The sequence below is a fragment of the Salmonella sp. 2020_1395 genome (assembly GCF_043848115.1).
Lineage (GTDB): Bacteria > Pseudomonadota > Gammaproteobacteria > Enterobacterales > Enterobacteriaceae > Salmonella > Salmonella enterica.
In genome coordinates, this window is record NZ_JBCMFH010000001.1 from 439,499 (window position 1) to 452,647 (window position 13,149).

Annotated in this window: 10 protein-coding genes; 6 read left to right on the forward strand and 4 right to left on the reverse strand. The window is 52.7% G+C overall.

Annotation, left to right across the window (positions count from 1 at the left end; translation table 11 throughout):
- Window positions 1–91: 91 nt before the first annotated feature.
- The 5 genes from ACH0WD_RS02275 to ACH0WD_RS02295 all read left to right on the forward strand — a co-directional run bounded on the left by ACH0WD_RS02275 (window position 92) and on the right by ACH0WD_RS02295 (window position 7,744).
- Complete coding sequence (locus tag ACH0WD_RS02275) at window positions 92–3,832, forward strand: nitrate reductase subunit alpha (protein WP_000040404.1); 3,741 nt, start codon at window positions 92–94, stop codon at window positions 3,830–3,832.
- Window positions 3,829–5,373, forward strand: coding sequence for a nitrate reductase subunit beta (gene narH / locus ACH0WD_RS02280; RefSeq protein ID WP_000702601.1), 1,545 nt, complete (start codon window positions 3,829–3,831; stop codon window positions 5,371–5,373). The genes ACH0WD_RS02275 and narH overlap by 4 nt, the downstream gene beginning before the upstream one ends.
- Window positions 5,373–6,068, forward strand: coding sequence for a nitrate reductase molybdenum cofactor assembly chaperone (gene narW / locus ACH0WD_RS02285; protein ID WP_001166287.1), 696 nt, complete (start codon window positions 5,373–5,375; stop codon window positions 6,066–6,068). Before narH ends, narW begins: the two co-directional genes overlap by 1 nt.
- On the forward strand, window positions 6,065–6,745 hold the full coding sequence (gene narI, locus ACH0WD_RS02290) for a respiratory nitrate reductase subunit gamma (protein ID WP_000617103.1): 681 nt from the start codon (window positions 6,065–6,067) through the stop codon (window positions 6,743–6,745). The genes narW and narI overlap by 4 nt, the downstream gene beginning before the upstream one ends.
- A 105-nt stretch (window positions 6,746–6,850) precedes the next feature.
- The gene (locus ACH0WD_RS02295) at window positions 6,851–7,744 is read left to right on the forward strand and encodes a PhzF family isomerase (RefSeq protein ID WP_000804293.1); all 894 of its coding nucleotides are present in this window, start codon (window positions 6,851–6,853) and stop codon (window positions 7,742–7,744) included.
- A gap of 35 nt (window positions 7,745–7,779) precedes the next feature.
- On the opposite strand, the gene nhoA is transcribed toward ACH0WD_RS02295, so the two are convergent.
- Both nhoA and steA read right to left on the reverse strand, forming a co-directional pair.
- Window positions 7,780–8,625 (reverse strand): N-hydroxyarylamine O-acetyltransferase, encoded by an 846-nt coding sequence (nhoA, locus tag ACH0WD_RS02300; protein WP_000200329.1) that lies wholly within the window; start codon window positions 8,623–8,625, stop codon window positions 7,780–7,782.
- Between the two features lie 283 nt (window positions 8,626–8,908).
- Window positions 8,909–9,541, reverse strand: coding sequence for a type III secretion system effector SteA (gene steA, locus ACH0WD_RS02305; protein WP_001120855.1), 633 nt, complete (start codon window positions 9,539–9,541; stop codon window positions 8,909–8,911).
- 512 nt (window positions 9,542–10,053) lie between these two features.
- Between steA and ansP the strand changes: the two genes are divergently transcribed.
- Window positions 10,054–11,547, forward strand: coding sequence for an L-asparagine permease (ansP, locus tag ACH0WD_RS02310; RefSeq protein ID WP_000857110.1), 1,494 nt, complete (start codon window positions 10,054–10,056; stop codon window positions 11,545–11,547).
- Window positions 11,548–11,623: 76 nt separating this feature from the next.
- Here ansP and ACH0WD_RS02315 read toward each other — a convergent pair whose 3' ends face one another.
- Both ACH0WD_RS02315 and ACH0WD_RS02320 read right to left on the reverse strand, forming a co-directional pair.
- The gene (locus ACH0WD_RS02315) at window positions 11,624–11,845 is read right to left on the reverse strand and encodes a YgdI/YgdR family lipoprotein (protein ID WP_000732362.1); all 222 of its coding nucleotides are present in this window, start codon (window positions 11,843–11,845) and stop codon (window positions 11,624–11,626) included.
- A 144-nt stretch (window positions 11,846–11,989) separates the two neighbouring features.
- Window positions 11,990–13,051, reverse strand: a complete 1,062-nt coding sequence (locus tag ACH0WD_RS02320; protein WP_000550641.1) for a YncE family protein — start codon at window positions 13,049–13,051, stop codon at window positions 11,990–11,992.
- Window positions 13,052–13,149 lie beyond the last annotated feature (98 nt).

The window sequence follows — 13,149 nt, forward strand, 5'->3', positions numbered from 1 at the left end:
CAACATACGCACCTGTAGGACGGCCATCCGGCAATGGTTTAACGCCAAATCGACAGGGTGGCGGAAAATTTATCGAAGCAGGAGAAATGTCATGAGTAAACTGTTGGATCGCTTTCGTTACTTTAAACAAAAAGGCGATACCTTTGCCGACGGCCATGGTCAGGTGATGCATACCAACCGCGACTGGGAAGACAGTTATCGCCAGCGCTGGCAGTTTGATAAGATCGTGCGCTCAACCCACGGCGTCAACTGCACGGGCTCCTGTAGCTGGAAAATTTATGTCAAAAACGGTCTGGTGACGTGGGAAACTCAACAAACCGACTACCCGCGCACGCGTCCCGATTTACCGAACCATGAACCGCGCGGCTGCCCGCGCGGCGCCAGCTACTCCTGGTATCTCTATAGCGCCAATCGTCTGAAATACCCTCTGGTGCGTAAGCGGCTGATAGAACTGTGGCGCGAGGCCCTTTCCCGGCACAGCGATCCGGTACTGGCATGGGAATCTATAATGAACGACCCGCAAAAATGCCAAAGTTACAAACAGGTGCGCGGACATGGCGGCTTTATTCGTTCGAACTGGAAAGAGCTGAATCAGCTCATTGCCGCCGCTAACGTCTGGACAATCAAAACCTATGGTCCGGATCGTGTGGCGGGGTTTTCACCTATTCCGGCGATGTCGATGGTTTCTTACGCCGCCGGAACACGTTATCTGTCATTGCTTGGCGGTACTTGTCTGAGCTTCTATGACTGGTATTGCGATCTTCCACCCGCGTCGCCAATGACCTGGGGCGAGCAGACTGATGTGCCGGAGTCCGCCGACTGGTATAACTCAGCCTACATTATTGCCTGGGGCTCTAACGTGCCGCAGACGCGTACCCCGGACGCCCACTTCTTTACTGAAGTGCGCTACAAAGGCACTAAGACGATCGCCATCACCCCGGACTATTCCGAAGTCGCTAAACTGTGCGATCAGTGGCTGGCGCCAAAGCAAGGTACCGACAGCGCGCTGGCGATGGCCATGGGTCACGTTATTTTAAAAGAGTTTCATCTCGATAATCCCAGCGACTATTTTCTTAACTATTGCCGCCGTTATACCGACATGCCAATGCTGGTCCTGTTGGATGAGCGCGCAGACGGCAGTTATGTGCCGGGGCGTATGATGCGCGCATCGGATCTGGTGGATGGACTGGGAGAAGCCAATAATCCGGAATGGAAAACCGTCGCGCTCAACAGTACGGGCGAACTGGTCGCGCCCAACGGTTCTATCGGTTTTCGCTGGGGCGAAAAGGGAAAATGGAACCTGGAACCGGTGGCGGCGGGCGTCGAAACTGAACTGTCGCTCTCTTTACTCGGTCAGCATGATGACGTGGCGGGTGTCGCCTTCCCCTATTTTGGCGGCAACGAAAACCCACATTTTCGCAGCGTGCGGCAGGAACCGGTACTGGTACGTCAGTTACCGGTGAAACGCCTGGATCTGGCGGACGGTAGCGAGCGGATGGTCGTCAGCGTTTACGATCTGGTGCTGGCGAATTATGGGCTGGATCGTGGTCTGGATGACTGCCATAGCGCCAATAATTATAACGACGTAAAAGCCTACACGCCGGCCTGGGGCGAACAGATTACCGGCGTGCCGCGTCGACATATCGAAACTATTGCGCGTGAATTTGCCGAGACCGCCCATAAAACTCACGGTCGTTCGATGATCATCCTCGGCGCGGGAGTGAATCACTGGTATCACATGGATATGAATTACCGTGGGATGATTAACATGCTGGTGTTCTGCGGCTGTGTTGGACAAACCGGCGGCGGCTGGGCGCACTATGTCGGCCAGGAGAAGCTGCGGCCGCAAACCGGCTGGCTGCCGCTGGCCTTCGCGCTGGACTGGAATCGCCCGCCGCGTCAGATGAACAGTACCTCGTTTTTCTACAACCATGCCAGCCAGTGGCGCTATGAAAAACTGACTGCGCAAGAGTTGCTTTCGCCGCTGGCCGATCCGGCTAAATTTTCCGGACACCTGATCGATTTCAACGTGCGCGCGGAACGTATGGGCTGGCTACCCTCGGCGCCGCAGCTTAATCTTAACCCGCTCAGCGTGAAAGCGAGCGCCGATAAAGCCGGGCTGTCTGCGGCGGATTATACCGTGCAGGCGTTGAAATCAGGCGCTATCCGTTTTGCCTGCGAACAGCCTGACAGTGGTCATAATCACCCGCGGAATTTATTTGTCTGGCGTTCTAACCTGCTCGGCTCCTCTGGGAAAGGTCATGAGTATATGCTCAAATATCTGCTGGGCACAGACAGCGGTATCCAGGGCGAAGCGCTGGGTTTCAGCGAAGGAATTAAGCCTGAAGAGGTGGAATGGCAGTCCGCCGCGATTGAGGGCAAGCTCGATCTGTTGGTCACGCTTGATTTCCGTATGTCCAGTACCTGTCTGTTTTCCGATATCGTTTTGCCGACCGCCACCTGGTATGAAAAAGACGATATGAATACCTCGGATATGCATCCGTTTATCCACCCCCTTTCCGCCGCGGTCGATCCTGCCTGGGAATCCAAAAGCGACTGGGAGATCTACAAAGGTATCGCCAGCGTCTTTTCTGAGGTGTGTGTCGGACATCTCGGACAGGAAACCGATGTGGTGTTACACCCGCTCCAGCATGATTCCCCGGCGGAACTGGCGCAGCCATTTGATATTCTCGACTGGCGTAAAGGCGAGTGCGAACTTATTCCGGGCAAAACCGCGCCCAATATCGTCGTGGTTGAACGCGATTATCCGGCCACCTATGAACGTTTTACCTCGCTGGGTCCCCTGCTGGATAAATTAGGCAACGGCGGTAAGGGTATTGCCTGGAATACGCAAGATGAAGTCGATTTCCTCGGTAAGCTCAATTACACCAAACACGATGGTCCGGCGAAAGGACGTCCGCGAATAGACACCGCGCTGGATGCTTCGGAAGTGATTCTTGCCTTAGCGCCGGAAACCAACGGCCAGGTGGCGGTGAAAGCCTGGCAGGCGTTGGGCGAGATGACCGGGCGCGAGCACACCCATCTGGCCATCAATAAAGAAGATGAGAAAATTCGCTTTCGTGATATCCAGGCGCAACCGCGCAAAATTATCTCCAGCCCGACCTGGTCAGGGCTGGAAAGCGAGCATGTCTCTTATAACGCCGGGTATACCAACGTACATGAACTGATCCCGTGGCGCACGTTGTCGGGGCGGCAACAACTCTATCAGGATCATGCGTGGATGCGCGCTTTTGGCGAAAGCCTGGTGGCATATCGTCCGCCGATTGATACCCGCAGCGTCAGCGAAATGCGAGAAATTCCGCCCAACGGTTTCCCGGAAAAAGCGCTTAACTTCCTGACGCCGCACCAGAAATGGGGAATTCACTCCACCTACAGCGAAAACCTGCTGATGCTGACCTTGTCGCGCGGCGGGCCGATTGTCTGGATCAGCGAAGCCGATGCCCGTGAACTGGGTATTGAAGATAACGACTGGATTGAAGCCTTCAACGCTAATGGCGCCCTTACCGCTCGTGCGGTGGTCAGCCAGCGCGTTCCGCCGGGTATGACCATGATGTACCACGCCCAGGAGCGAATTATGAATATTCCGGGCTCGGAAGTGACCGGGATGCGCGGCGGGATCCATAACTCCGTGACCCGGGTCTGTCCAAAACCGACGCATATGATCGGCGGCTATGCGCAACTGGCTTACGGCTTCAACTATTACGGAACCGTGGGTTCGAATCGCGATGAATTCATCATGATCAGGAAGATGAAAAACATTAACTGGCTGGATGATGAGGGCCGGGATCAGGTACAGGAGGCGAAAAAATGAAAATACGCTCACAGGTTGGGATGGTACTGAATCTCGATAAATGTATTGGCTGTCACACCTGCTCCGTCACCTGTAAAAACGTCTGGACCGGACGTGAAGGGATGGAATACGCATGGTTCAATAACGTCGAAACTAAACCGGGTATCGGCTATCCCAAAAACTGGGAAGACCAGCAGGAGTGGCAAGGCGGTTGGGTTCGTGATGTTAATGGCAAGATAAGGCCCCGTCTGGGCGGCAAAATGGGGGTAATTAGCAAAATTTTCGCCAACCCGGTGATTCCGCAAATCGATGATTACTATGAACCCTTTACCTTCGATTATCAGCATTTACATACAGCGCCGGAGAGTAAGCATCAGCCCACTGCCCGTCCGCGTTCACTGATTGACGGAAAACGGATGGACAAGGTGATCTGGGGGCCAAACTGGGAAGAGCTGCTCGGCGGCGAATTTGAAAAACGCGCCCGCGACCGTAACTTCGACAACATACAAAAGGAGATGTACGGTCAGTTCGAAAACACCTTCATGATGTACCTGCCGCGTCTGTGCGAACACTGCCTGAACCCCAGTTGTGTTGCCACCTGCCCAAGTGGCGCTATTTATAAGCGTGAAGAAGACGGCATCGTGCTAATCGACCAGGATAAATGCCGGGGCTGGCGTTTGTGTATCAGCGGCTGCCCGTACAAAAAAATCTACTTTAACTGGAAGAGCGGCAAGTCTGAGAAATGCATATTTTGCTATCCGCGTATTGAATCCGGCCAGCCGACCGTTTGCTCGGAAACCTGCGTCGGGCGCATCCGTTATCTTGGCGTTCTGCTCTACGACGCCGACAGGATTGAAGACGCGGCTAGTACCGAACACGAGACAGATTTGTATGAACGTCAGTGCGATGTGTTTCTCAATCCGCACGATCCGGCGGTCATCGAAGAGGCGCTTAAACAGGGCATCCCGCAAAACGTTATCGACGCCGCCCAACGGTCGCCGGTGTACAAAATGGCGATGGACTGGAAGCTGGCGCTTCCGCTGCACCCGGAATACCGTACCCTGCCGATGGTCTGGTACGTACCGCCGCTGTCGCCCATCCAGTCATACGCCGACGCGGGCGGGTTACCGCACAATGGCAATATTCTGCCGGCGGTGGAGACGCTGCGTATTCCGGTCCAGTACCTGGCCAATATGCTCAGCGCGGGCGATACCGGTCCGGTCATTCGGGCTCTAAAGCGGATGATGGCGATGCGCCACTACATGCGCTCGCAGACGGTTGAAGGCGTGACGGATACCCGCGCGATTGACGAAGTGGGTCTGAGCGTACAACAGGTTGAAGAGATGTATCGCTACCTGGCGATTGCCAATTATGAAGATCGTTTTGTCATTCCCACCAGCCACCGGGAAATGGCGCGCGACGCCTTTCCGGAGCGCAACGGCTGCGGCTTTACTTTTGGCGACGGTTGTCACGGCTCGGATACCAAATTCAACCTGTTCAACAGTAGCCGTATTGATGCCATCAATATCACCGAAGTACGTGATAAAGCGGAGGGGGAATAATGCAAATCCTCAAAGCGATTGGCCTGTTGATGGAGTATCCGGACGACGAGTTGTGGGAATGTCGGGATGAAGCGCTTGCCCTTATCCAACACGATGCGCCAATGCTGGCCGACTTCACTCGCGAGCTGCTTTATGCGCCGTTACTGGATAAACAAGCAGAATGGTGTGAAGTGTTTGACCGCGGGCGCGCCACTTCATTGCTGTTATTCGAGCATGTTCATGCGGAGTCCCGCGATCGCGGCCAGGCGATGGTCGATTTGTTAAGCCAGTATGAAACCGTGGGCCTGCAGCTCAACTGCCGCGAACTGCCGGATCACCTGCCGCTCTATCTGGAGTACTTAAGCGTGTTGCCGGAAGCGGAAGCGCGCGAGGGATTACAGAATATTGCCCCTATTCTGGCGCTACTGGGCGGTCGTCTGAAACAGCGAGGAGCGCCGTGGTATCAACTGTTTGACGCCCTGCTGACGCTGGCGGGCAGTACGCTTACAAGTGACAGTGTCACCAAACAGATTGTTCAGGAATCGCGGGATGATACCCGCCAGGCACTGGATGCCGTCTGGGAAGAAGAACAGGTGAAGTTTATCGAAGATAACGCCACGACCTGTGACAGTTCACCGTTACACCATTATCAACGACGCTTTAGCCAGGACGCGGCGCCGCAGTACGTCGACGTCAGCGCGGGAGGCCCGAAATGATACAGTACCTGAACGTCTTTTTTTACGATATCTACCCCTATATTTGCGCCACGGTCTTCTTCCTCGGCAGTTGGCTGCGCTATGACTACGGACAATATACCTGGCGCGCGTCGTCCAGCCAGATGTTGGATAAGCGTGGGATGGTGATATGGTCGAATCTGTTCCATATTGGCATTCTGGGGATCTTTTTTGGCCATCTGTTTGGGATGCTGACGCCACACTGGATGTATGCCTGGTTCCTGCCGATTGCGGTAAAACAGCAGATGGCGATGATCCTCGGCGGCGTGTGCGGCGTATTAACGTTGATCGGCGGCGCGGGATTACTGTGGCGTCGTCTGACCAATCAGCGTGTGCGGGCGACATCCACTACACCTGATATTATCATCATGAGTATTTTGCTGATTCAGTGCCTGCTTGGCCTGAGCACCATTCCGTTTTCGGCGCAATATCCGGATGGCAGCGAAATGATGAAGTTGGTGGGCTGGGCGCAAAGTATTGTCACCTTCCGCGGCGGGTCTTCGGAAATGCTGAACGGTGTGGCGTTTGTTTTCCGCGTTCATCTGGTGCTGGGAATGACTATTTTCCTGCTCTTCCCGTTCACCCGTCTGGTTCATGTCTGGAGCGCGCCGTTTGAGTATTTCACCCGTCGCTACCAGATTGTTCGTACCCGCCGCTAATTCTCTTTGCCCGGGGGTACGCTTACCGGGCAAAGAAAAACGCCTGGGCGTCGTCATTCGGCAACGCACAGGCTATGATGATTCTTCAGTCAAAGGAGAACATCAATGAAACCGCAGATTTACCATGTTGACGCCTTCACCAGCGAACCCTTTCGCGGCAACTCTGCTGGCGTTGTCTTACATGCGGATACGCTAAGCGACGCGCAGATGCAGCTGATTGCCCGCGAACTTCGTCACTCGGAAACCGCCTTTTTGCTAAAAAGCGAAGAGAGTGATGTGCGCATACGCTACTTTACACCGACAGTAGAAGTCCCCATCTGTGGTCATGCCACCGTGGCCGCGCATTATGTTCGGGCAACGGTACTGGGGTTGGGAAACACCACCGTCTGGCAAACCTCGTTAGCGGGCCGTCATCGCGTTGAAATTCATGCCGAACACAACGACTATCGCATCACGCTGGAACAAGGTCAGCCCTCTTTTGAACCACCGTTAGTCGGAGAGATTCGGGCTGCCATCATCACCGCACTGAACCTGACTGAAGATGATATCGTGCCGGGAGCGCCAATTCAGGTGGCTTCAACAGGACATGCAAAAGTGATGATTCTGCTCAAACCAGACGTTGATATTGATGCCCTTTCTCCGAATCTGGCAGCCCTGACGGCAATCAGCCAGCAAATTGGCTGTAACGGCTTTTTTCCTTTCCAGATTCGTCCGGGAGAAAACGAAACCGATGGGCGAATGTTTTCCCCGGCGATAGGGATTGTGGAAGATCCGGTAACGGGAAACGCCAATGGCCCGATGGGGGCATGGCTCGTCCATCATGGCCTGATGGCGCATGACGGTAAAACGCTGCAGATTCAAGGCCATCAGGGGCGCGCTTTAGGCAAAGAGGGTACTGTTGATGTTACCGTCACCATTCGCGATAACCAGCCGGACAACGTCACCATCTCCGGCCAGGCGGTCATTCTGTTTCATGCCGAATGGGCCATTACTTTTTAATCTTTGTCAGGCCCGCAAATCCTCGCGGCAAAAAACTATTTTCCCGCCTCCGGATGGGTATCAAATGCAGCCATTACCGCGGCCAGCTCCGCCTCGGTAAAACCGTGCTTTACATCATTTACGCCGAGACCAAACTGCTGCTGAAGTAACTGATACAACGACGGTACATCCGGTACATTGACCTGTTCAACGGCATGTCCCTGGTGGTAACGCGTGAAGTGGAAATTCGTTAATGTCAGCTTGCCGCCATCAGGCAAATGGCGGCACATCAACAAATGATGACGAAAATGGGATTGCGGCCAGTGAGCCGACCAGAAATTGCCCATCACATGATCGCTCTGCTGCTGCACCCCCAGATCAAAACAGTACATCGACTGCCAGTGCTCATGGTGGCGGAATTGTAAAATCCATGTGCTCCCCTCCTGCATCAGGCGGTATTCGCCATGCGGCGTTTGCTGAGCAATTTCAGCCTGCAGACGAAGCGGCGCGGTTAGCGTTTGGCCGCCAAACCCCACGTCCGCGATCCACTGCTCGTCCTCAACATCAACCAGCAGCAAACGGTGCGTGCGCGGCGGTAAACTGGCGGGATGAGACAGAATGACCCGCCCCAATAAGCTTCGGACGTTAAAACCGATGTCGCGTAACGCGCGTTCAAACAGGCCATTCAGTTCAAAACAGTATCCACCGCGTCGGGCATAAAGCAGTTTCTCCTCTAATGCCGTCTCATCGAGCTGTATTTCACGAGGCAGTAGCACATCCAGATTTTCAAAAGGAATCGCGCAGTTGTGCGCTAAGTGAAGCGTTCTGAGCGCTTCAACCGTAGGAACCCCCAACGGCTGACAATGTAATCGCGTAAAATAAGCATGTAAAAAAGAGGTCATCTGAGGCTTCCATTAACATTAATGCTTGCGTTCGGCACACAGGCTGAGGCGGATATCGCTGCGCAACAGGATACCCTATCCGTGGAATAGCGTTGGATACTTTTGAAAAAAATAAGACAGGCCGGCTACAGCGCCGGAGGTACGTGGAATTTTGGCGTACAAACGGAAATCGGGTTCTGAGAATCTCTTTGCGACACGCCGCCAAAATAGCGGCGTGTTAAAATTTTTAACGCCAGCTCAGCGAGTGTGATTTCTAACAAAACTGGCTAAACATAAACGCTTTTTAATAATTGTCCAAATAGTTACGGTAACGCTCTTTTATGTCGGCCGCCCGTTGCGCTTTCGCCTCCGGCATGTCGCTGGCCCGAGCGATATAATGTTCTAAACTCGGAATGGCGCCTAATGCCTGAGGTAAGGCATTATATGCTGCTATTCGTTCTCTGACGGTTTTATGGTCTTTATCAATATCATAATGATAGTACGCTGGCGCTTCAAAAAAGCCCTCTTCCAGTTTCATACAGATCTTTTCAAAGGACCCCTTAACCTCAACGGTATGTTCGCCATCCGATATCCTGACGATTGGCTCACCTCCAGCTATCAGCGAGAGTTGTTCGAATGTTAACATCCGACCATCAGAAAGCTCGACATCTATAGTAAACAGTCCATCACACACAGCATCGGCAAGGTGATCATGGATATTCCCTGCATTGGCACAGAACTCCTCAACTTTAGGCGTAACATTGCAATAATGTTCAATTACTCTCGTAAATCCGTAGGCCAGTCCTGCGGTAAGCACCCACAAGATGCCTTTCATGATTTTTGTTGATAATTTATTTTCATAATCTCCTGCTGCAACATGAGGTAGCTTATTTCCTGATAAAGCTCTGGCATAGGTAGAAACTGATGTATGTGGCATATCCTGCTCCTTCAAATTTTGCTCAATAGCTTTATATGTCCTACTCCTCTCTCATTATGACGATATGTCAATCAACAAAATTGCTCAAAGGCATACATTTTCAGGAGAAAATGAGAATAACAGGCGCAACGGCCTGATCTTATGCTGCTGCAATATCGTCAGGTGGTTTATCGTTCGAGGTCATATCTATGACCATAAATCCCACCATGGATTAACCCTGATTAATTATTGCGCAAAGTAATCACTGCGGATTTGTGCTGGCGTCTTATCTGGCTGAATCGTGACCACACCGCACCACATCTGACCACACAAATAAACTCGACATCCTCATTTTGTTCTTCCCGTATGTTTTGCGTCATTTAACAATTGCAGGTAGGATGCTCCGCCGGCGGTTTTATCCTTGTCACAGAATCAGGGAAAAGCGGCATTCGCCATTGCAGGCAATCGATTGGTGAGCGCCCGTCGCGGCATAAGGAATTTTTCTGTCAGGACAGGCTATAACAGGTAACGTAATGAAAACACAGACTACGCACGCCGCAGAACAACATGCGGCGAAACGACGCTGGCTGAACGCCCATGAAGAGGGGTATCACAAAGCGATGGGGAATCGTCAGGTTCAGATGATTGCTATCGGCGGCGCGATTGGCACCGGTTTATTTTTAGGTGCAGGCGCCCGATTGCAAATGGCCGGACCGGCACTGGCGCTGGTCTATCTGATATGCGGCATTTTTTCTTTTTTCATTTTACGCGCGCTGGGCGAACTGGTATTGCATCGCCCTTCCAGCGGGAGCTTCGTCTCCTACGCCCGTGAATTTTTGGGTGAAAAAGCGGCCTACGTCGCAGGCTGGATGTACTTTATTAACTGGGCGATGACCGGGATCGTCGATATCACCGCAGTGGCGTTATACATGCACTACTGGGGCGCATTTGGCGACGTTCCGCAATGGGTGTTCGCGCTCGGCGCGTTAACCATTGTCGGTACCATGAACATGATCGGCGTAAAATGGTTTGCCGAAATGGAGTTCTGGTTCGCGCTGATAAAAGTACTCGCCATTGTTATCTTCCTGGTGGTAGGCACGATTTTTCTCGGTACCGGTCAACCGCTTGAGGGTAATGCCACCGGTTTTCACCTGATTACAGATAATGGCGGCTTTTTCCCGCACGGCCTGTTGCCCGCGCTGGTACTGATTCAGGGCGTAGTGTTCGCTTTTGCGTCGATTGAACTGGTCGGTACCGCCGCTGGGGAGTGCAAAGATCCACAGACGATGGTGCCAAAAGCCATCAATAGCGTGATCTGGCGTATTGGTCTTTTCTATGTAGGATCGGTCGTATTGCTGGTTTTGCTGCTGCCGTGGAACGCCTACCAGGCGGGGCAAAGTCCGTTTGTCACCTTCTTTTCTAAACTTGGCGTGCCTTATATCGGCAGTATTATGAATATCGTGGTGTTAACCGCCGCGCTTTCCAGCCTGAACTCCGGGCTTTACTGTACGGGGAGAATTTTACGTTCAATGTCGATGGGGGGTTCCGCGCCGAAATTCATGGCGAAAATGAGCCGTCAGCATGTGCCCTATGCGGGTATTCTGGCGACTCTGGTGGTTTACGTGGTCGGCGTGTTCCTGAATTACCTGGTCCCCTCCCGCGTGTTTGAGATCGTTCTTAATTTTGCCTCGCTCGGCATTATCGCATCGTGGGCGTTTATCATGGTGTGCCAGATGCGTTTACGCCAGGCGATAAAAGAAGGCAAAGCCGCAGACGTCAGTTTTAAACTGCCCGGCGCGCCTTTTACCTCCTGGCTAACGCTGCTGTTTTTATTAAGCGTGCTGGTTCTCATGGCGTTTGACTACCCGAATGGAACTTACACTATCGCCTCGTTGCCGCTGATCGCCATTCTGCTGGTTGCCGGCTGGTTTGGCGTGCGACGTCGCGTGGCGGAGATCCATCGCACTGCGCCAGTAACGGCGGATTCGACAGAGAATGTCGTATTGAAAGAAGAAGCAGCGACATAACATTCCCCTTCCCCGGCAGCCCCAGGCCTGCCGGGTTTAATGCGCGTTGCCGCCAACACCGCATCGCGCCCAATGCTTAGTCAGCCTTAATCAACTGCGCCACATCATTGCTGTTAATTTCCCGCTGGTTGCCTTCCTGATCGGTATAACTGGTCATCCCTGTCTCTTTATCTAACTGCGGCTTACCCTGAGTTACGATCGTTTGCCCATTCTTCGTCGTCATCACATAGTTGGTTGTACAACCCGCAAGCATAAAAAACATCATGCCCAAACCTGAGCATATAAATAACTTTTTCATATTTTCCTCGTGAATATAATGAGTTAACTACAGCAAAAAGGCAGTGTAATTCTCACAGAATCATCAGGCTATCGGCGGGGTGTAACGAGGCGTATCGGTGCGTTTAAAGAGATGACTGGAGGGGTTTCCCCCTCCATACCCTATTTACAGAGCAATGCGAATAACATCATCCGGCTGCGTCGCTTCCTGTTCACGTGTCGATTTCTGCTTCACGCTGACGTAGAGCGTTTTACCGTCTGCCGATAGCGCCAGGCTATTCGGGTACGTCGGCGTATCGAACGTTTTAACAACGTTATAGGTCTTCGCATCGATCACGCTGACCTGACCTGCCTGACGATGTGTCACATACGCCTCGTTACGTGTCGGGTTAAACAGGACGGCCAAAGAAGCAGGCGCCGCGATTTTGGCAAGAATATTGCCATTACGGGTATCGACAACCAGAACCTCAGTCGCCTTCGAGTCGGTGATAAACGCGCGATGACCTGCGGTATCGAGACTCAGGTTAATAAAGAAGTGTTCTTTACCGTCATCCAGCAACTTCTTACGACTGAGAATTTTATTGCTGGCGGTATCGATGGTGATAAATTCGCCATCCGCATTGGTGGTGTACAGGCGTTGCGCTTTACTGTCGAGCGCCAGACCCGTACTCATTTTGCCGGTATTTTCGATCGTCGTTTTCAGTTTGATGGTTTCGCCATCCACTACCCAAATAGCACTCTCTTTACCAACACCGCTAATGTAGATCGTGTTGGTAGACGCATCGGCAACCAGCTCACGGGGCTGTAACGGACGAACCTCTTCAGTACGTTTGCGCGCATCAAGTACCAGACGACCTTTTACATCACCCGTTTTGGCATCAATCGCGGTAACAGCGCTGTTAATGGTATTGCCAAACCACAGCGTTTGGGTCGCGGCATTGATGGTGGCGCCGAACGGCTTGAGATCGTTATGAATCGCTTGCGTGATTTCCAGCGTCACCGGGTCGAGACGATAAACTACGCCGCCTTTATCCAGTTTACGGCTTTGCGATGTAGCCAGCCAGAGCGCGTTTTCTTGCTGACTCCAGGCCATCTCATAAGCGCCTTTGCCTACCGCTTTACGCAGCATGTCTTCCGCCGCCAGCGTGCTAAATGAGGATGCGACGAGGAGCGAACCTAACAATAAAGAACCACGCAGGCGCGGCGAAAAAAGATGACGTAAGTGCATGACGACTCCCTTTGATAAAAACGTGTATAGCTGCTTCACACTACTTCACTGCGCGGGATCTTCGTTCCGCACTTATTATAAGTTGAGAATAATAATCA

What these genes read in the sequence shown, in the direction of transcription:
- ACH0WD_RS02275 (WP_000040404.1), top strand. Translation starts at nt 92, where the DNA reads ATGAGTAAACTGTTGGATCGCTTTCGTTACTTTAAACAAAAAGGCGAT.
- narH (WP_000702601.1), top strand. Translation starts at nt 3,829, where the DNA reads ATGAAAATACGCTCACAGGTTGGGATGGTACTGAATCTCGATAAATGT.
- narW (WP_001166287.1), top strand. Translation starts at nt 5,373, where the DNA reads ATGCAAATCCTCAAAGCGATTGGCCTGTTGATGGAGTATCCGGACGAC.
- narI (WP_000617103.1), top strand. Translation starts at nt 6,065, where the DNA reads ATGATACAGTACCTGAACGTCTTTTTTTACGATATCTACCCCTATATT.
- ACH0WD_RS02295 (WP_000804293.1), top strand. Translation starts at nt 6,851, where the DNA reads ATGAAACCGCAGATTTACCATGTTGACGCCTTCACCAGCGAACCCTTT.
- nhoA (WP_000200329.1), bottom strand. Translation starts at nt 8,625, where the DNA reads ATGACCTCTTTTTTACATGCTTATTTTACGCGATTACATTGTCAGCCG.
- steA (WP_001120855.1), bottom strand. Translation starts at nt 9,541, where the DNA reads ATGCCACATACATCAGTTTCTACCTATGCCAGAGCTTTATCAGGAAAT.
- ansP (WP_000857110.1), top strand. Translation starts at nt 10,054, where the DNA reads ATGAAAACACAGACTACGCACGCCGCAGAACAACATGCGGCGAAACGA.
- ACH0WD_RS02315 (WP_000732362.1), bottom strand. Translation starts at nt 11,845, where the DNA reads ATGAAAAAGTTATTTATATGCTCAGGTTTGGGCATGATGTTTTTTATG.
- ACH0WD_RS02320 (WP_000550641.1), bottom strand. Translation starts at nt 13,051, where the DNA reads ATGCACTTACGTCATCTTTTTTCGCCGCGCCTGCGTGGTTCTTTATTG.